This is a genomic window from Xanthomonas sp. WHRI 8932A (assembly GCF_035012785.1).
GTDB lineage: Bacteria > Pseudomonadota > Gammaproteobacteria > Xanthomonadales > Xanthomonadaceae > Xanthomonas.
Map to the genome: position 1 here is coordinate 162,955 of NZ_JAYGQQ010000012.1, position 19,585 is coordinate 182,539.

Sequence of the window (19,585 nt, forward strand, 5' to 3'; positions counted from 1 at the left end):
GAAACGTTCGGTGACGCGCGCGCTGCTGATGGTCTGCATCGTCTGTGCGTGCGCGTCTGCGGCGCATGCCCAGGTGCAGGACAGCCAGGACTATCTCAAGCGCATGGACACCGATGGCGATGGCCGTGTCAGCCGCGATGAATATCTGGCCTGGATGAGCTACGCCTTCGATCAGCGCGATGTCGATCACGACGGTGTGCTGCAAGGCGACGAACTGCCGGGCCGGCGCGGCAAGCCGATCACCCGCGCTGCGCATCGCGCCACCTTGATCGAGCGCTTCGCACGTCAGGACGCCAACGGCGATGGCACTCTGAGCGCGCGCGAACTGCTGGCGCCGCCGCGCTGATGCGCACCTTCGCGCGTGCCTGACGTCGCGTTCGGCAAGCTCGCGCGCATGTTCACTCTCGACCAGGTCAGCCGCCGCTACGGCCAGGCCATCGCACTCGACACGGTCACGCTGGGCTTTGCCAGCGGCGTCACGACGGCGTTGATCGGCCCCAGCGGCGCAGGCAAGTCCACCGTGTTGCGCATGCTGGTGGGGCTGGAATGGCCTGACAGCGGCACGGTCGCTGTCGATGGTGTGCCATTGGCGCGCGCCAGTCTGCAGGCGCAACGCCAACGCATTGGCTATGTCATCCAGGAAGGTGGGCTGTTTCCCCACCTGGACGCGCGCAGCAATGTGGTGCTGCTGGCGCAGACCCTGGGCTGGACGCAGCAACGCATCGATGCGCGCCTGGATAGCCTGTGCACGTTGTGCCAGCTGCCACCGGAGTTGTTGGCGCGCTATCCGGCCGAACTCTCCGGTGGGCAGCGCCAACGCGTGGGGCTGATCCGCGCCTTGATGCTGGACCCACCCGCGCTGCTGCTGGACGAACCGCTGGGCGCGCTCGACCCGATCGTGCGCTACGACCTGCAGGCGCAGATGCGCGAGCTGTTTGCGCAGCTTGGCAAGACCGTGGTGCTGGTCACCCACGATGTCGCCGAAGCGGCGTATCTGGCCGACACCCTGGTGCTGATGCGCGCTGGCCGCGTGGTGCAGCAGGGCAGTGCGCGTGAGCTGCTTGAGCAGCCGGCCGACGCGTTCGTGCAGCGGTTTCTCACTGCACAACGCAGCATCGGCGACGCCGCATGATGGCGCGCCTCTTTGCGGCAATGCTGCTGCTGATCTGCAGCCTCGGCGCACAGGCCGCGCCGGTGACCATCGGCTCGAAGAACTTCACCGAGGCAGTGATCCTGGGCGAAATCGCCACTGCGGCCGGTCGGCGCGATGGCGTGGACGTGCAACACCGCGCCCAGCTCGGCGGCACGCGCATCCTGTGGCGCGCGCTGGAAACCGGCCAGATCGATGCCTACGCCGAATACACCGGCACCCTGGCGCAGGAACTGCTGCAGTTGCCCAAGGCCAGCCATGCCGAGCTGCGCGCCGCGCTGGACGCACGCGGTCTGGCGATGACCGAGTCGCTGGGGTTTCAGGACACCTATGCATTTGGTATGCGCCGCGCGCGTGCGCAGGCGCTGGGCATCGCATCGCTCTCGGATCTGGCCCGCCACCCGGCACTGAAGATCGGTTTGAGCAATGAATTCATGCAGCGCGCCGACGGCTGGCCCGGCGTGCGTACGGCGTACGGCTTGCCGCAAACCGCCACCGGGCTGGATCACGATCTGGCCTATCGTGCGCTGCAAAGCGGGGCGATCGAGGTCACCGATCTATACAGCACCGATGCGGAGATTCCGTATTACCAGCTGCAAGTGCTGCGCGACGACCGCCAGTATTTCCCCGAGTATCAAGCGGTGTTTTTGTATCGCAAGGACCTGGCGCAGCGCGCACCGGCGATGCTCAAGGCTTTGCAAGGTCTGCAGGGACGGATCGACGAAGCCACCATGCAGCGGCTCAATGCGCAGGTGAAACTGCAGCGGCAGTCCGAGGCGGCGGTGGCCGTGCAATGGCTGGGCGTTGCGGCCACGGCGCAGGCGGATTCGCGCATCGGCCGGTTGCTGCGCCACACCCGCGAGCATCTGGCACTGGTCGGCATCTCGCTGGGTTTCGCGTTGCTGATCGCGCTGCCCTTGGGCGTGCTCGCAGCGCGGCGGCCGCGGCTGGGCCAGGTGGTGTTGTCGTTGACCGGTGTGTTGCAGACGCTGCCCTCGTTGGCCGTGTTCGTCTTCATGATTCCGTTGTTCGGCATCGGCGCAAAGCCGGCGATTGCCGCGTTGTTCCTGTATAGCCTGCTGCCGATCGTGCGCAATACCTATGCCGGGCTCACGTCGATTCCGCGCGAGCTACGCCAGACCGCCGAGGCGATCGGGTTGCCGGCCTGGACGCGATTGTGGCGCGTGGAATTGCCGCTGGCCCGCCGCACCATCGTGGCCGGTATCCAGACCGCTGCGGTCATCAACGTGGGCACCGCCACCTTGGGTGCGCTGATCGGTGCCGGTGGGTATGGCCAGCCAATTCTCACCGGCATCCGTCTCGACGACATCGGCTTGATTCTGGAAGGCGCGATCCCCGCTGCCATCCTCGCCCTGCTGGTACAGGCGGCATTCGAAGGGCTGGAGCGTTGGGCAACTCCACTCGGCCTGCGGCTCAGTCAGCGCGGTTGAGCAGCGGACAAATAATCCCCCATCAACCCGTAGGAGCGGACCTGGCCGCGACACCGCCTTACTCGGAAAACGCCCCGTCGCGGCCAGGTCCGCTCCTACGCGCACTGCGTCACTGGCCTAGCGGCGCAGCAATCAAGTGTCATAGCGAATCTTCGGCGACACGCACGCACTACTTGCGACTCAGCCAGCGCGGTGGTGCAGCGATTCAACCGCAGACAACCAATCCCCCATGAACCCGTAGGAGCGGACCCGGCCGCGACCCCGCCTTACTCGGACAAACGCCCCATCGCGGCCAGGTCTGCTCCTACATGCGCTGGCGTACCGCGTCACTGCCCTGGCAGCGCAGCAATCAAGCGTAGGAGGGCATCGTCGGCAACACTCAGGTGCGGTGCGATACGTAAACGTCCATGCCGCCGCGTGCAGATCGCGCCCTGCTCGCCGAGCGTCTTTGCTACCGCATCCAACTGGGTGGCCGGCGGCTGCAACGCGGTCAGATGCGGCGCATGGCCGGGGGTGCACCAGCTACCGAGCCCGCGCGCGGATAACGCCGCATCCCACTGCGCGGTCAGTGCGCCCAGCGCAGCAGCGATACGTGCGGGTTGCCAGGCCGTCACTTGCTGCAGGGCGGCCGTTGCCATCGCAATCCGCAACGGGTCGGTAACGCCGCCGGCATCGAACCGCCGTGCCCCTTCGCGATACTCCGGCGCCTGCGCCACCGGAAACTCCCAGCTGCCGCCGGCATCCCGGCCGATCCAGTGTTCTTCGATCGGCACGCCCTGCGTGCGCCACTGCGGCGCCACCCACAGCCAGGCCAGGCCCATCGGCCCCAGCAACCATTTATGGCCGACACTGACCACGAATTCCGGCTTCCAGCGCGGCAGGTCGGTCGGCATGACGCCCAGGCTTTGGCTCAGATCCAGCACCAGCGCCGCACCGCGCGCGTGCACCGCCGCGCTGATCCGGTCCAGGTCCAGCTGCCGACCGTCCAGCCAGTACGCATGCGGCAGGCTCACGATGCGCAGCGCAGGCGTCTGTTCAACCGCCTCCAGCACCGCATCGGTCAGCACTGTGCCGGCAGTGGTCGGCACCGCCACAATGTGTGCGCCTACCTCGGCGCAGCGCCGTTGCCAGATCAGCAGGTTGGACGGGAATTGCCCGTCCAGCAGCAGCACCGCGTCGCCGCCATGCAGTGGCAGATTGCGTGCAGCCGTGGCCAGCCCATGCGCGGCCGACGGCAACATCGCCACCGCATCGACATCGTTGTCGAACAGACCGGCGGCCAAGCGGCGTAGATGCTCGATGTCGCGCAGCCATGCATCGAATGGCAACCGCCACGGCGTGGCCATCGCATCGACCGCCTGATGCGCCACGGCCTGCACCACAGTCAGCAACGGCCCGCGCGAGGCAGCGTCCAGATAGATGACCTCATCGGGTAGCGCAAATGCGCGGTGCCGGTGTTCCCAGGCGACAGGGGTGGGGAGCGAACTGGGCAGCGAAGACGATGGCATGCCAACAGCTTACCGCTGGCTGCCATGCCGCCGACACGGCGCGTTCACGGACGCTCCCCAAGCATATGGCGATGTCTGCACTCTCACCCCTGGTGGTCGACCGCCAGCAACAGCAGTTGACGCTGCTGCAACGCTACGCGCAGACCCGCGCGCTGAGCGACCGTCTTGCCGCACCCCTGAGCGCGGAAGACGCGATGGTGCAGAGCATGCCCGATGCCAGCCCCAGCAAATGGCATCTGGCGCATACCACCTGGTTTTTTGAACGCTTCGTGCTGCAGGCCGACCCTGCGTACCGCGTCTTCGACCCGGCGTGGGATTTCTTGTTCAATAGTTACTATCAAAGTGTTGGCCCGATGCATGCGCGTACACGTCGCGGCGTGTTGTCGCGGCCATCGCTGCAGCAGGTGCGCGACTACCGCGCGGCCGTCGACACCCACATGCAGCAGCGCTTGCAAGATGGCGCGCTCGACGCGCAGGCCTGCACCATCGTGCAACTCGGTATCCAGCACGAGCAGCAGCACCAGGAATTATTGCTGACCGACATCAAGCACGCGCTGTGGAGCAATCCGCTGCAGCCGGCCTACCGCGATGCGCCCGCACCCGAAGCTGCATTGCCGAGTGCACTGCGTTGGCATACGCGTGACGAACAGCTTGCGGAGATCGGTGCAGCCGCATGGCCGCAGTGCGACACGTTTGCCTACGACAACGAGTCACCGCGTCACCGCGTGCTGATCGCTGCGCATGCCTTGGCCAACCGTGTCGTCACCAATGCCGAGTTCCAGGAGTTCATCGACGCCGGCGGTTACCGCAGCGCCGGTGCCTGGCTCAGCGATGGCTGGGCGATGGTGCAGGCGCAGGGTTGGCAGCATCCGCTGTACTGGGATGCAGATGGACGCGAATTCACCCTGGATGGTTGGCGCACGCGCGATGCGCACGCGCCGGTCTGTCACCTGAGCCTGTTCGAAGCCGATGCGTTCGCACGCTGGGCCGGTGCGCGTTTGCCCACCGAAGCCGAGTGGGAACAAGCGGCCGCTGGGGTGCCGGTGCAGGGCAACTTTGTCGATACCGACGCACTGCATCCACGCGCTGCGCAGGCCGTGGACACCGGCATGCAGCAGCTGTTTGGCGATGTGTGGGAGTGGACCGGCAGTGCCTATCTGCCGTATCCGGGTTTTGCGCCGTGGCCCGGTTCGTTGGGCGAATACAACGGCAAATTCATGAATGCGCAATGGGTGCTGCGCGGTGGCAGCTGCGCCACGCCGGCCAGCCACCTGCGCGCCAGTTACCGCAACTTTTTCCCCTCCGATGCGCGTTGGCAGTTTGCCGGCGTGCGTCTTGCCAAGGACCTGCCTTGAACGCCGCCGCCCATGCCATGCAACGCGCCCATGCCGCGCTGACCGATCTGCGTCCGCAGCCGGACGACATCACCGCCGACGCACTGGCGGGCCTGTCGCAAACACCCAAGACGCTGCCGTCCAAGTATTTCTACGACGCCCGCGGCTCGCAGCTGTTCGAAGCCATCACCCGGCAGCCCGAGTATTACCTCACCGGCACAGAATTGACGTTGCTGGAAGCCAGCATGTCCTCGATCGCGCAGGCGATCGGTCCCGACGTGCATGTGGTCGAATACGGCAGCGGCAGTGGCCGCAAGACCGAGCTGCTGCTGCAAGGCCTGCGCGATGTGGTGGCGTACACGCCGTTGGAAATCTCGCGTACCGCATTGCTGGAGAGCACGGCTCGGTTGACCCAGCAATTTCCGCAGATTCAGATGCTTCCGGTCTGCACCGACTTCACCAAACCGTTGCGCCTTCCAGATGCGCAGCGCCCTTCGCGCCGTCACGTGGTGTTCTTCCCCGGCTCGACGCTAGGCAACTTCACCGACACCGCCGCCGTCGCCTTGATGGATGCGATGCGCCAGACCATGGGCAGCGATGGCTGCGCCTTGATCGGCATCGATCTGGACAAGGACGCCAGCCTGATCGAAGCCGCTTACAACGATGCGGCCGGCGTCACTGCCGAGTTCACGTTGAACCTGTTGGCGCGGCTCAATCGCGAGATCAGCAGCGACTTCGATCTGGAAGGCTTCCGCCACCACGCGGTGTATGTGCGCGAACGCGGCCGCATCGAAACCTTTTTGATCAGTCAGCGCGACCAACGCGTGCACGTGGGCGGAAAGGAATTCGCATTTGCCGAAGGCGAAGCCATGCAGGTCGAATACAGCTACAAATACACCGATGCGCGTTTTGCCGAACTGGCCGCAGCCGCCGGGCTCAAGGTCACGCACGGCTGGAACGATGCGAAGGATTGGTTCGGGCTGCGCCTGCTGCGCCCGGTGTGAGCGAACCGGATCGCCACCATGGCCGAGTGCGGCCTGGCGATACGGTTCCAACCATCGATCAGTTCGATTGCAACAGTGTGCGCATGCGGTGGCACGAAGCGGCGATGGCATCCACCAGCGCATCTAGAACCGGATGCGCGACGCCTTCCTGCCGAAGCACGACAGCAAGATCACGCGCCTGATCGGGCAGATCGCTTGCGGCCATTTCCATCCAGGCGAGGCAGGTCATGCCGTCCAGGCGCAGCGTTTCGGCCAGTTGCCGCCAGTCGCCTGGACCAATGTCCCACCAGCGATAGTGGCTGCCGACCTTCATTGCCATCTTGATTTTGCGCTGTTGCAGCTGCGGATACGGCAGGGCGCTGGAGATGTCATACAACGGTGCCAGCCGGACCTGCCGGTGTTGGCCGAGCAGCAGCGAATAGTTCTTCGCGTGCGCATCGGTGCCGCCGATCAGGTGGTTGAAGACCAACGCCTGGAACAAGGTTTCGATGTCCTGCCGCGGCTGCGAGGAGTGCGTCCACAACAGTTGCGACAGCGCAGCCGGTCCCGGGCCACCCTGGTTCTGGTACTTGATCTGCGGCATCACTCCCAGCGCTTGGCAGACGTCTTCCTGGTGTACGCGCAGCAGCCTGCCGTCGCTGGCGATGCGGTCGTAACGTTCGACGCAAATGGCGGTTTCATCGCCGAAGCGCAGCGCCTGGGCGGCGGCGGTCGGCAGGCCGATGCTGCGCGCCAGGCGCAGGCAGAACAGCTCGTTCTCGACGAACCCGTCGTATTCGCCGCTCGGTGGTTTGAGGATATGCGTGGTCGGGATGCGTCCGGCCGGGATGGCCCACTGCTGCCCGTCGTGCAGCAACGCGATCTTGGCCTGCGCGCCGGCCAGGCTGAACTGCCCGACGTCATCGACTTGGCGCGCCGCGCCGATGTCCTGGCGCAGCCTGCTCAAGCGTGCCTCCAGTTCGCCATCGGTGAGCGGTTCGATGGCGTCGCTGGCGCCGGACAGCACATCCTCAAGCCGGGCTTCGGTGACGAACTGCACCGCACCAGCGCAATCCTCGCCGACGTGCGACAACAGGGCGAGCGGGTTGCGCGGAGAGACCTGGAACCTGGAGGCCCAGCGTTGCAAGGTGGCTTCGTTGTCTGGCAACAAGCCCCATAGTACCGCACTGACCGCCTCGGTGCGGTGATCCTCCTTGCTCAGGGGAAGGTTCAACGACAGCGGTATCGCACTTTTCGAATGCTGCCAGTCCGGCGTGTAGGTGAACCGTGGATGCCCATGCGGGTCGGGCGCCAGATAGCCGATCACCTGGTTTTCGATCAGTGCGATCAGTCTCACGGATCGCCCTTCTTTTTAGAAGATGCTGATATGACTTTGGAAATTTTCGCTGCCTTGCCAACCTTCGAACGATCAAGTGCGGAGACCTGGTTCTGCAAGACTTCATTCACTACATGTCTTTCATTCGGTGCATTGATCATTGAGGGATACTGATTCAGCGCTGCTGCTAAGGCTGCCTGCGCCGGAGACTGTTTTAGAGCATCCAATGCCGAGAATGGTCTGAGTAAGCCTGCATTTTTCAGCCTATCGAGCGACGAGAATTGGTTCTTGAGGAGGGTGTTGTTGAACGCATTGAGAACGTCGGTTCCCACTGGTGGATTGGACCGGTTATGTTCAACGATCGCGTCGAGATTGATCGGCGTCACGGTGCCGCGATCGGGCACGCGCGCTTGCGGAGCCTGAGCAACGCCTGGGCCCAGCATCAACTCCAGTCCCAACGCCTGCAGTGCTCTCAGGATCAATTGCAGCTCCGCGCGCGGCTTGCCTTTCTCGATATCGACGACCCATTGCCGGCTTACGCCGATTTCGTTGGCCAAGCGAGCCTGATCCCAGCCTAAGCGCTTACGCCTGGCGCGGACGATGTTGCCGATATCGGAAGGCGTGCGGACAGTATCCATGGCTGCAATGTAAGCGATCGACGACATTGGCGCAATGTCGTCGATCGCTTACATCGACAGGCCGATTCGCGCTCAAGCACCCAGTCGTCTCCAGCTGGTTGTCGTCGATCGCTTACATTGGCGAAGTGTCACCGCTCGGCGACATCAAGCTGCCTGCACCACATGCAGCACCTTCGGATTGCGCCACTGCGCCAGCAAGGCCGCTTCGCGCGCCTTGGCCTCACGCAGATGCCCCTCCTTGACGTGCCCATAGCCGCGGATGTGTTCGGGAATGCTGGCGATCTGCGCGGCGAGTCCCACGTTGTCGGCATCCACGCTGTCCAGCAGCCCGTCCACGGTGGCGAGGTAATCGACAATCAGCTGGCGCTCGCTGCGCCGCTCGGCGGTGTAGCCGAACACATCGAGCTTGCCCCCGCGCAGGAATTTCAGCCGTGCCAGCAGCTTGAAAGCGCTGAACATCCACGGCCCGTATTCGCGCTTGATCAAATGGCCGTGTGCATCCTTCTTGGCCAGCAGCGGCGGTGCCAGGTGGAAGCGCACCGTGTAGTCGCCTTCGAACTGCTGCTGCAGCCGGCGCTGGAAATCGCCACGCGTATACAGCCGCGCCACTTCGTATTCGTCCTTGTAGGCCATCAGCTTGAAGGCGTAGCGCGCCACGGCTTCGGTCAATGCACTGCTGCCGGGGGCGCGTTGGGCCTCGCGTGCACGCACGCGTTCCACCAGCGCGCGATAACGCTGCGCGTAGGCAGCGTCCTGGTAGTCGGTGAGAAACGCGATGCGGCGGGTAATCGCTTCGTCCAGCGACGGCGCCAGCTGCTCATCGTCGAGTGGATGCACCGGTGCATCCACATCGCCATGCAGTGTGCTGCCATCGGTTTGCGCCAACGCACGCGGTGCGTTCTGTCCGCTGAGAGTGTGGTCTTCCCAGCTGCCGGGCGCACGCGCGGCGGGCGTGTCACCTTGTCGATGTGCAGACGCGTCAGCGTTGGCCAGACCTGCAGCGCGTTGCACCGCTGGCAGATCCACCGCCGCCAGCCGGCCCCAGGCGAAGGCCTGCTGATTCATCGCCACCGCCGCGCCATTGAGTTCGATCGCGCGCATCAATGCCGCATGCGACAACGGCACCAACCCGTGCTGCCAGGCATAGCCCAACACGAACAGATTGCTGGCGATCGCATCGCCCAGCAATGCAGTGGCCAGTTGCGTGGCGTCCAGCAATAACGGCTCCTGTCCGCCAAGCGCGGTACGCACACCGGCAATGATCTCGGCAGCCGGGAACTGCAGGTCCGGCTGCGTGGTGAAGCTGCCCGGCATCGCTTCATAGGTGTTCAGCACCACCTGGGTGCGGCCATCGCGCACCTTGGACAGCGCCCAATAATCGTTGACCACCACCATGTCGCAGCCCACCACCAGGTCCGCTTCGCCGGCGGCAATGCGCACCGCATGGATGTCGCCGGGCGTGCGCGCGATGCGGATATGCGTGGTGACCGCGCCACCTTTTTGCGCCAGGCCGGTCTGGTCCAGCACCGTGGCGCCCTTGCCTTCCAGATGCCCGGCCATGCCCAGCAGCGCACCGATGGTCACCACGCCAGTGCCGCCGACGCCGGTGATCAGGATGTTCCAGGGTTGTTCCAGCGTGGTGCGTTGCGGCGGTGCGGGCAGGTTATCCAGCAATGCGCTGGCATCGCGTTGTTTGCCCTTGCGCGGCGCGCCGCCATGCACGGTGACAAAGCTCGGGCAGAACCCGGAGACGCAGGAGTAATCCTTGTTGCAATTGGATTGGTCGATCTGCCGCTTGCGCCCGAATTCGGTTTCCTTGGGCAGCACCGACACGCAAAAACTTTTCTCGCCGCAATCGCCGCAGCCTTCGCAGACCAGCGAATTGATCATGACGCGCTTGGGCGGGTCGACCAGCTTGCCGCGCTTGCGGCGTCGGCGTTTTTCGGTGGCGCAGGTCTGATCGAAGATCAGGATCGACACACCCTTGACCGTGCGCAGGTGCTGTTGCACCGCATCCAGCTCGCCACGATCATGAAATGCCACATCAGCGGGAAACAGATCGCGCCGCCGCGTCCACTTGCCGATGTCGTCGCTGACGATCGCAATCTCATGGATGCCTTCGGCGCGCAGCTGATGGGCGATGTCGGGCACGGTGAGCGTGCCGTCCACCGGCTGGCCGCCGGTCATGGCCACCGCATCGTTGTAGAGAATCTTGTAGGTGATGTTGACGCCGGTGGCGACCGATTGGCGAATCGCCAACGAGCCACTATGGAAATACGTGCCATCGCCCAGGTTCTGAAACACGTGCGGGGTATCGGTAAACGGCGCTTGCCCCGACCACGTCACGCCTTCGCCGCCCATGTGGGTGAAGGTGTCGGTGGAGCGGTTCATCCAGGTCACCATGTAATGGCACCCGATGCCGCCCAGCGCGCGCGAGCCTTCCGGCACCACCGTGGAGGTGTTGTGCGGGCAGCCCGAGCAGTAATGCGGCACGCGCGGGAACTGCGCGCGCGGCAAGGCCATTTCCGCTTCCTTGGTCTCCATCCAGCGCAACCGCTGCTCGATCGAATCGGCAGTGAAAAACCGCTGGATGCGCTTGCCGATCACCGCGGCGATCGTGGCCGGGGTCAGCTCGCCGGTCGACGGCAAAATCCATGCACCGTGTTCGTCGTACTTGCCGACGATGCTCGGCCGCGCACCGGCATTGGCCGGCCAGTTGTAGAACAGCTCCTTCATCTGGCGCTCGATGAAGGCCTTCTTTTCTTCCACCACCACAATGTCGTCGAGCCCCTGCGCGAACGCGCTGATGCCCACCGGCTCCAGCGGCCAGGTCATGCCGACCTTGTACACGCGGATACCGATCTGCGCGCAGGCCTGCGCATCCAGGCCCAGGTATTCCAGCGCCTGCAATACGTCCAGATAGCTCTTGCCGGTGGTGACGATGCCCAGCCGCGCACGCGGCGAATCCAGCACGATCCGGTCGATCTGGTTTGCCCGTGCGAATGCCTGCGCCGCCGCCACCGCATAGCGATGCAGACGCATTTCCTGATCCACCGGCGGGTCCGGCCAACGGATGCTCAAACCGCCCGGCGGTAGCGCGAAATCCTCCGGCAGCACGATGCTGCGCGCGAACGGGTCCACCTGCACCGACGCGGACGATTCCACGGTCTCGGCGATGGTCTTGAAGCCGATCCAGCGCCCGGTGTAGCGGCTCATCGCCCAGCCCAGCAAACCCATGTCCAGGATGTCCTGCACCCCGGCCGGGTTGAGGATGGGCATCATCGCGCTGACGAATTCGTCTTCCGACCCATGCGGCAGCGTCGAGCTGCGGCAGGCATGGTCGTCGGCGGCCAGCGCCAGCACGCCGCCAAACGGCGAAGTGCCGGCAGCATTGCCGTGCTTGAACACATCGCCGCTGCGGTCCACGCCCGGGCCCTTGCCGTACCACATGCCGTACACGCCCTGCACCTTGGCGCCGGGGAACAGGTTGGTCTGCTGGGTGCCCCACACCATGGTGGCGGCCAGGTCCTCGTTGAGGCCTGGGGTGAAGGTCACCCTGGCGGCATCCAGATGCTTGCGCGCGCGCCACAGTTCCAGATCCAGCCCGCCCAAGGGGCTGCCGCGATAGCCGCTGATGAAGCCGGCGGTGTCCAGGCCGGCCGCGTCGTCGCGCAGGCGTTGCAGCAACGGCAGCCGCACCAGGGCCTGCACGCCGGACAGATAGATGCGCCCATCGGTGCGCGTGTATTTGTGGTCCAGCGTGTAGTCCGCATCCACCCGGCCGAGCTCCGGCGTGTTGGCAGAGTCGGGAGAAGAGAGTGCAGCGGTACTGGTCATGGCGTGCCCGGAAAGGGTGGCTGGGACCCGGTGCGTGTCATTTGAAACCAATGACCCGCCCGACGGATTCCAAAACGGCGGCGCAAAGTGTAACAGTCAGCCTTCACGCGCCCGTTCGCATGCGGATGCACAGCCGTCGCGCTGCGGGTAGGATGGGGACGGGAAGGGTCGTTTGCTGTTTCAGGGGAAAATACAGTGAAAAGGAAATACGCATGGGCCGCCTTGGTCCTGCTCGGAGGCGTGTGGTCGCTGGCGCAGGCGCAGAGCCTGCCCAAGCCCAAGGAGTTCTATTTCGACGAAGACCGCAGCACCACCAAGGCCGTGGTCGCGGTACCGGGGCAGGGCGATGCCGTGGTCGACCGTCTGGCAGCGATGGTGCAGCGTGACGCACGCGCCGCCGAACCGCGCGCTCAGCTGGCCTCGCTGGCCTATGCCGGCGGACGGACGCAACTGGGCGATGAGCTGTACCAGGGGGCATTGGCATTGGTCTCCAATGGCAGCCAGCAATATCGGGCCATCAGCTGGAACTACGGCTGGGACCTGGTGCGCGCCGACAAGCCCGACAAGGCGCTGCAGCAGTGGGCCAACCTGGCCAATGGCCGCCCGGCCACGCCGGAATGGTTGCCCATCACCGCCGCACTGACGTTGTGGCGGGCCGGACGCAAGCAGGAGGCTACCGAGTGGTATGCCGCCGCCGTGCGCACCTGGCCCGATCGCTGGAGCAGCACCGCCAATTACGCCAGCCTGCTGCCGGATTGGCGCGACGCAGAGCGCACCAGCCTGGCGGAGGTCTTTGCGGCATGGCAGGCAAGCCCGCCGGCGTTTCCGTAAGCGACGCACCGCGCTGCAGGGATCGCCTGCAGCGCATGCCGTGCAGTGGTCTGCAGGTTTGCTGCAGGGTCCGTGCCCGCCCACCATCGCGGGACACGCTGCAAGGCCGTCCTAGTCAGCCCTTACGCGGCAGCCATACCGCTTAAGGTCCCGCGACGGTGAGCGGGCAAGGACCCGTCCAGGTGGTCGGTATGCAGGGGTTTCAATAAAGCAGCCAGCAACCTGCCTGGTGCGGTGTCCTCGCCGATTGCGGGCTCGATGACGGCATGAATGCCGCCATCGAGCTCCCAGCGATGGGTTCACAACGTGTCCCGCGAGCGGCGAGGGCACCGCGCCCTCGACAGACTGGCTTCGGGATAGGCAAACGATGGAAGTCTCGCTGCGCACCGATGGCGACGCGTTCTTCGTGCAGGGATTCGATGGCGCGCGCGACCGCTTGTTCCGGCTTCGATCTGTTGCGCCGTAAAGGGCCTGGCCATCTGGCCGACGCGTTCCTCGCCTGAGCGCGACGCCAATCCCCAATGCCTGGACCCGGCGCTGTGCGATTCTGTGCATCGCTCTCCAACAGACACGATCAGCCATGGCGGTGGATGCATTTGCGTTGATCCTGGCGATGCTGGGGCTTGGCCTGGTGTTCGCGCGGCTCAAGGTGCTGCCGGACAACAGCGCCGACGTGCTCAACCGCATCGTGTTGTACATCTGTCTGCCAGCCTCGGTGCTGACCTACGTGCCGCGCCTGCACCTGGACGCCTCGCTCGCTGGGGTGATCGCCACACCATGGCTGCTGACCGCGATCATCGTGCCGCTGCTGTGGGGCTGCAGCCGCGTGTTGCGCTTCGGCCGTGCCGAGTACGCCGCGCTGCTGATGTGCGTGGTGTTCACCAACTCCAGCTTCATCGGGTTTCCGATGGTGCGCGCGCTGTTGGGCGACCACGCCCTGCCGTACGCGGTGGTGTACGACCAGTTCGGCACCTTCGTGCTGCTGTCCACCTTCGGCCTGTACGTGCTGGCGCGCTACAGCGGCGATACGCCGCCCACCGCAAAAATCATACTGACCCGTGTCCTCAAGTTCCCGCCGTTGTGGGCCCTGCTGCTCGCGCTGACGCTGATGCCCGCGCAGCCACCGGCCTGGATCGGCGCAGGCCTCAAGAGCCTGGCCGATGCGATGTTGCCGCTGGTGATGCTGGCGGTGGGCTTTTCGCTGCAGTTGCGTCTGCCCGCCGACGAACTCAAGCCGCTGGCGGTGGGGCTGATCTTCAAGCTGGCGGTGATGCCGATCCTGGCGCTGCCGCTGTCCTGGGCGCTCGGCCTGCGCGGGCTGATGCTGCAGACCAACGTGCTCGAATCGGCCATGCCCACCATGATCACCGCCGCCGCGCTGGCCATCTCGCATCGGCTGGCCCCCAGGCTGGCAGCCGCCATGGTCGGCTACAGCATCCTGCTCTCGCTGCTGACCTTGCCTGCCTGGTCCTGGTTGCTGGCGCGCCTGGTGGCTTGATACGCCCTCAGCCGCATGAAATGCTGTTCCGCGGCATGGCGCCGCGCTCACACGGAAGGCAAGCACATGCAGGGATATCGTCAGATCGCAGTTGCGCTGCTGTGCCTTGGCACCAGCCTGTCGGCCTCTGCGGCAACAGCGCCTGCCACGCCCGACCCCGCCAATGCACCCGAGGTGCAGCAGTGGGCGCAGCAAGTTGGCCAGGCCATGCAGGCGCGGCTGCAGACCCTGGCCGCCAGCCAACAGCCGCGTCAGCGTTATGTTGCAGGCCTGCTATGGCTCAGCGATGACGCGCAGGCTGATGCGCAGTCCGCCACCACCGGCTATGCGCCAGCCCAGCGGGCAGTGCTGCAAGGAGCGCTGGATGCACGGCCCCGCGATCTGCTGGTCGCGCGCGTAGAGGCCAACGGCTGCCCGGCGGAGCTGCGCTGCGACCCAGCCGGCGCAGTGGATTTTCTGGAACAGGCCGATGCCGGCAACGCCGATGCGCCGCTGCGGGCCTTCAGCGCCGCGCAGCGACGTGGCGATCGGCTCGCCGCCGAATCCGCCTGGCAGGCCGCCGCACGTGCAGACCATTTCGACAGCGGCGCCGTTGCGCTGGGGCAGGCCTTGCACGCCGCCTATGCCGGGATGCAATGGCCGCAATTGCACTCGGTGCAGCTGCGCGCGCAACTGCAGGCACAAGATCTGCCGTCTACTGGTGCGGAGATGGCGATGGGCTACGTGATGGGCGCCTGGGCGGCGCACGTGATTCCGTCGCTGGCCGAGGTCACGCGCCGATGCACCCCGCCCATCGCCACACCTGCATTGCGCGATGAGTGCATGGCCATCCTCGGCAACCTGGGCAACGACGACGCAATGCTGGTAACGGCGTTGATCGGCTCCGAGCGCATGGCAGACCTGAGCACCGGCCGCGATGCTGCGTATTGGCACGCGCGGGTACGCGAGTTGCGGTGGTTGCAGCAGCATCAACAGCGCCGCACGCCCAGTTTTGCCACGGCCGCTGCTGAGGTCGAGATCACGTTGACGCAAGGTGAAATCCCCTCATTGCGCGCGTCCTTGCAACGCAGCGGCATTGCCGCTTTGCCGCCGGCGGACTGGCATCCCGTCGCCGCAATTCGCTGAGACGCTAAGGTGCGCCGCAAACGTGCGCGGCTGAACCGTGCGCCGATGCTGCACTGCGATGACAAACGCACGCATCGCGTTTAACGCGTTTCGACTACTTCCTCACCTTGCCGCGGTGTACGCTGCCGGCTTGCTCCCGGAAGCGAGGCGTGCATGAAGACAGTCCTGGTGGCCGCTTCCAAAGGCGGCGTCGGCAAGACCACGATCGCCACCAACCTGGCCGCATATGCGGCCCTGCAGGGCCAGCGCACCGTGCTGGCAGACGCCGATCCGCAAGGTTCGTCCACGCGCTGGGCGCAGCGACGCGCCAGCCTCGAAAGTGCGGTGCTGCCGATCGACGCCACCAAGCGCCGCAACTGGCAGGCGGCGGTCCCCGATGGCACCGACCAGCTGATCATCGACGCGCCGGCCGGTGCGATGGCCGACGACTTGAGCGGGTTCCTGGACCACGTCGACGCCATCGTGGTGCCGGTGCTGTCCTCGGCACTGGACATCGAAGCGGTGGTGGGCTTTCTCAACACGCTGGCCAAGGTGCCGCGCGTGCACCAGCGCAAGCTCCCCGTCGGCCTGGTGCTCAACCGCGCCCGACCCTGGACCCAGACCTCGCAGCAGGCCGCCGAGATGATCGGGACCTGGCCATATCCGCTGGTGACCCAATTGCGCGACACCCAGGCCTACGTGGTCATGGCCGGGCTGGGGCGCAGCTTGTTCGATTACCGCTCGGCGCAGGTGCGCGACCATCAACAGGACTGGGAGCCGCTGTTGAAGTGGCTCAAGAAGTCCTAGAACCGGAAAGTTCCTATGCGCGAATTGATCTTGTTGCGACACGCCCATGCAGAGCCGGCCGATACCGGCCAGGCCGATTTCGACCGCCCGCTGTCCCCGCACGGCATCGCCGAAGCGGAGTCTGCCGGGCGCTGGCTGCGCGAACAGCGGCTGGTCCCCGACCGCGTGCTGTGCTCGCCGGCCCGGCGCTCCCGCGAGACGCTGGAGGCGGTGCTCGAGCTCACCGGTTACATCGAACAACGGCTGGACGAACGCATCTACGAGGCCACCCCCGGCACCCTGGCTAGCCTGGTGGACGAACACCGCGAGGCCGAGCGCCTGCTGCTGGTCGGCCACAACCCGGGCCTGGAGCGGCTGGCCGCGCTGATGCATAGCGGGCAGACCGGCGACTATCGCGGCATGCCGACCGCGTCGATCGTCTTGCTGGCCCTGCCACTGGACGCCACCATCGAGCCGGGGATCGCCCGTTTGACCGCCTTCTGGTGGCCTTGATCTGTGTCATCGTCGCTGCGCTGGTTTGCCTGGCTCGCGCTCTGGGTCACGTTTCCCTGCCTTGCACAGCAGAAAGTGCACGCCATCGACCCGGCGCAATCGCGCTTCGGGTTCGAGATCAAAACCCGTTTCGGCATGAAGATGGAGGGGTTTTTCCCGCGGTTTCGCGGTGAGCTGGTGGAGTTGCCAGATCGGCGCATGCAGGTGCGCTTCCGGCTGGACGCTACCCAGGTGGAGATTCCGGGCAAGGACCGCTACACCAGCTGGATGCGGGGCGAGGATTTCTTCGACGTGGCGCGCTACCCGGTGGTGGAATTCGAGTCGCTGCCGTATGCCGAAGAGGTGGTCAGGGGAGGGGGCGACATCACCGGCAACCTGACCATCCGCGGAATCACCCACATCGAGACCCTGCATGTGGCACCGGCTGAATGCGCGCGGCCGGGCTATGATTGCGACGTGATCAGTCGAGGTACGGTCCTGCGTGGACGTTACGGAATGAATGCGTGGCAGATGGCCCTGGGCGACAGGGTGACGTTCATTCTGCGTGGGCGGTTGCAGGAGGCGCGGCGCCCGTGAGGTTCCTGTTGAGGGTCCTCGTGCTGGCAACCCTGTTGCTCGGCACCGGATGCGCCGGCCTGTCGCAAATCGAACGCAACCGTGCCGCTGGCGTTGCCGCTGCGGCACGCAGCACCGTGGTGAGCTGCACCCAGGCCAATCACTGCGCCCAGCCCTCGCCGCTGCGCACCCTGGGTGGCGACGCCATCACTGCGTCCACGCCGGCCGCGCCGCGACATTACGCCACCATCGTCGACCACGGCGAAGAATCGCTGGTGGCGCGGCTCAACCTGATTCGCAGTGCAACCCGCACTATCGACCTGCAGACCTACATTTTCGACAAGGACGACAGTGCGCGCATGATTCTGGACGCGCTGACCGATGCGGCGCAGCGTGGGGTCAAGGTCCGCATATTGATCGATCAGTTGTCGGCAATCGCCGACCTGCAGATTCTCGGTGCGCTCGCCAGCACCCACGAAAACCTGCAGCTGCGCATCTACAACCCCACCTTCGGCAAGGTCAAACTCAACTACTTCGATTACGCCGGTAGCGTGGTGTGCTGTTTCCGGCGCTTCAACCAGCGCATGCACAACAAGCTGCTGGTGGTGGACGACGTACTCGGGGTGGTCGGCGGGCGCAATTACCAGGACGACTATTACGACTGGGACAGCGAATACAACTTCCGCGACCGCGACGTGATTCTGGCCGGCCCGGAAGTGCGCGCGATGGCGGCCAACTTCGATGCATTCTGGCGCGCGCGGCGCAGCGTCCCGGCCGAGCGTCTGAACGATGTGGGCAAGCTGCTGCTGGAACAGGGCGCACCGCAGATGCCGCCTGCACAATTCCGCCGCCCGGATCGGGTGGCGCGGGTGGATCAGGAAGCGCGCGATCCGCAGTTCGTGCGCGATGCCTTCGTCACCCCGGCGATGTCGGTGCAGCGTGTGCTCTACGTGGCCGATCTGCCGCAAAAGCATCGCAAGGAACATGCCTCCAAAGTAGTGTCGACGGCACCGGAGCTGGATAGCCTGATCGCCGGCGCACAGCAGGAAGTGCTGCTGCAAACGCCGTATCTGGTGTTGTCCGACGAGGCCCAGGCGATCTTCCGGGAGCTGCGCAAACGCCCGCAGCCGCCGCGCATCGTGGTGTCGACCAATAGCCTGGCGGCCACCGACAACCCCATCGTGTATGCGCTGTCGTACAAGTTCAAACGCCGCAACATGCGCGAGCTGGGTTTCAACGTGTACGAGTTCAAGCCGTTTCCGCTGGATGCGCCGGTGGACTACGCCAACCTGGTGCCGGACCCGCTCAATCCTGCCTCCGACATCAACGAAGACAGTCGCGACAATCGCCTGATCGGCGGCAGTGCGGCCGGCAATGCGGTGCGTGGCAGCAGCGGTGCAGATACCCGCAGTACTGGCGGCAGCGTGATTCGTGGCAGCAGTGGCAGCAGTGGCAGCAGTGGCAGCAGTGGCGCCGGCCGTACGCCTGGCGGCAGCGAAGTCGATCGCCGTGTGCTGCGCACCGAAACCCGGCCCTCGTTTCTGGGAACGCGTGCGGTCAACAAACCGCTGCCGGTGACCCGCGCCGGTGCGCGCATGGGCCTGCACGCCAAATCGCTGGTGGTGGATCGGCGCATCGGCGTAATCGGCACGCACAACTTCGATCCGCGCAGCGAGAACTACAACACCGAAGCGGCGGTGGTGATCGACGATCCGCGCTTTGCGCAGGCGCTGGCGGCCAGCATCGAGCGCGATATGAGCCCGGAAAACGCCTGGACGGTGGCTTCGCGCGAAAAGCCGCCGGTGTTGAGCGGATTGAACTACAGCGTGGGCAAGGTCTCCGAAGCCTTGCCGGTGCTGGACTTCTGGCCGTGGCGCTACGCGACCAATTACGAGTTCCAGCCCGGCCCGGGCTGCCCGTTCCCGCTTAAGCGGCAGGACCCGCAGTTCCGGCAGTGCTATGTGGCAGTGGGCGACTTCCCCGAGGTCAACGTCGGCCCCAAATGGTTGCTGGTACGCATGCTGACCGCATTCGGCGCCGGCCTGGTGCCGATTCTTTGAT

Annotated in this window: 16 protein-coding genes; 12 read left to right on the forward strand and 4 right to left on the reverse strand. The window is 65.4% G+C overall.

The window, feature by feature from the left end:
• Positions 1-28 precede the first annotated feature (28 nt).
• Genes VC212_RS19525 through VC212_RS19535 form a run of 3 tightly spaced genes read left to right on the forward strand, consistent with a single transcriptional unit; the run spans position 29 to position 2,601 of the window.
• Positions 29-346 (forward strand): calcium-dependent protein kinase 21, encoded by a 318-nt coding sequence (locus VC212_RS19525; protein ID WP_323526695.1) that lies wholly within the window; start codon positions 29-31, stop codon positions 344-346.
• 48 nt (positions 347-394) lie between these two features.
• Positions 395-1,132, forward strand: a complete 738-nt coding sequence (locus tag VC212_RS19530) for an ATP-binding cassette domain-containing protein (protein ID WP_323526632.1) — start codon at positions 395-397, stop codon at positions 1,130-1,132.
• A complete protein-coding gene (locus VC212_RS19535) occupies positions 1,129-2,601 on the forward strand; it encodes a glycine betaine ABC transporter substrate-binding protein (protein WP_323526634.1) in 1,473 nt (490 codons plus the stop codon). The genes VC212_RS19530 and VC212_RS19535 overlap by 4 nt, the downstream gene beginning before the upstream one ends.
• A 326-nt stretch (positions 2,602-2,927) precedes the next feature.
• Here the strand turns inward: VC212_RS19535 and VC212_RS19540 are convergent, their stop codons facing one another.
• Positions 2,928-4,109, reverse strand: coding sequence for an aminotransferase class V-fold PLP-dependent enzyme (locus VC212_RS19540; protein ID WP_323526635.1), 1,182 nt, complete (start codon positions 4,107-4,109; stop codon positions 2,928-2,930).
• A 65-nt stretch (positions 4,110-4,174) separates the two neighbouring features.
• Between VC212_RS19540 and egtB the strand changes: the two genes are divergently transcribed.
• Both egtB and egtD read left to right on the forward strand, forming a co-directional pair.
• The gene (gene egtB, locus VC212_RS19545) at positions 4,175-5,464 is read left to right on the forward strand and encodes an ergothioneine biosynthesis protein EgtB (protein ID WP_323526636.1); all 1,290 of its coding nucleotides are present in this window, start codon (positions 4,175-4,177) and stop codon (positions 5,462-5,464) included.
• On the forward strand, positions 5,461-6,447 hold the full coding sequence (gene egtD, locus VC212_RS19550; RefSeq protein ID WP_323526641.1) for an L-histidine N(alpha)-methyltransferase: 987 nt from the start codon (positions 5,461-5,463) through the stop codon (positions 6,445-6,447). The genes egtB and egtD overlap by 4 nt, the downstream gene beginning before the upstream one ends.
• A 58-nt stretch (positions 6,448-6,505) precedes the next feature.
• Here egtD and VC212_RS19555 read toward each other — a convergent pair whose 3' ends face one another.
• The 3 genes from VC212_RS19555 to VC212_RS19565 form a co-directional block, all read right to left on the reverse strand.
• The gene (locus VC212_RS19555; RefSeq protein ID WP_323526644.1) at positions 6,506-7,783 is read right to left on the reverse strand and encodes a type II toxin-antitoxin system HipA family toxin; all 1,278 of its coding nucleotides are present in this window, start codon (positions 7,781-7,783) and stop codon (positions 6,506-6,508) included.
• Complete coding sequence (locus VC212_RS19560; protein ID WP_323526646.1) at positions 7,780-8,427, reverse strand: helix-turn-helix transcriptional regulator; 648 nt, start codon at positions 8,425-8,427, stop codon at positions 7,780-7,782. The genes VC212_RS19555 and VC212_RS19560 overlap by 4 nt, the downstream gene beginning before the upstream one ends.
• A gap of 117 nt (positions 8,428-8,544) precedes the next feature.
• Entirely contained in the window at positions 8,545-12,237 is a 3,693-nt protein-coding gene (locus VC212_RS19565) for an indolepyruvate ferredoxin oxidoreductase family protein (RefSeq protein WP_323526648.1), read from the reverse strand.
• 195 nt (positions 12,238-12,432) lie between these two features.
• On the opposite strand from VC212_RS19565, the gene VC212_RS19570 reads away from it, so the two are divergent.
• From VC212_RS19570 to VC212_RS19600, 7 genes are all read left to right on the forward strand, one after another.
• Positions 12,433-13,068: a tetratricopeptide repeat protein gene (locus VC212_RS19570; RefSeq protein ID WP_323526650.1), complete on the forward strand. Its 636-nt coding sequence runs from the start codon at positions 12,433-12,435 to the stop codon at positions 13,066-13,068.
• 580 nt (positions 13,069-13,648) lie between these two features.
• A complete protein-coding gene (locus VC212_RS19575) occupies positions 13,649-14,566 on the forward strand; it encodes an AEC family transporter (RefSeq protein ID WP_323526652.1) in 918 nt (305 codons plus the stop codon).
• Positions 14,567-14,632: 66 nt separating this feature from the next.
• A complete protein-coding gene (locus VC212_RS19580; RefSeq protein WP_323526654.1) occupies positions 14,633-15,691 on the forward strand; it encodes a hypothetical protein in 1,059 nt (352 codons plus the stop codon).
• Between the two features lie 153 nt (positions 15,692-15,844).
• Positions 15,845-16,477 (forward strand): ParA family protein, encoded by a 633-nt coding sequence (locus tag VC212_RS19585; RefSeq protein WP_055853787.1) that lies wholly within the window; start codon positions 15,845-15,847, stop codon positions 16,475-16,477.
• 15 nt (positions 16,478-16,492) lie between these two features.
• Complete coding sequence (locus VC212_RS19590) at positions 16,493-16,969, forward strand: histidine phosphatase family protein (RefSeq protein ID WP_055853785.1); 477 nt, start codon at positions 16,493-16,495, stop codon at positions 16,967-16,969.
• Positions 16,970-16,972: 3 nt separating this feature from the next.
• Positions 16,973-17,545 (forward strand): YceI family protein, encoded by a 573-nt coding sequence (locus tag VC212_RS19595; protein ID WP_115514961.1) that lies wholly within the window; start codon positions 16,973-16,975, stop codon positions 17,543-17,545.
• Positions 17,542-19,584, forward strand: a complete 2,043-nt coding sequence (locus VC212_RS19600) for a phospholipase D family protein (RefSeq protein ID WP_323526656.1) — start codon at positions 17,542-17,544, stop codon at positions 19,582-19,584. Before VC212_RS19595 ends, VC212_RS19600 begins: the two co-directional genes overlap by 4 nt.
• Position 19,585 lies beyond the last annotated feature (1 nt).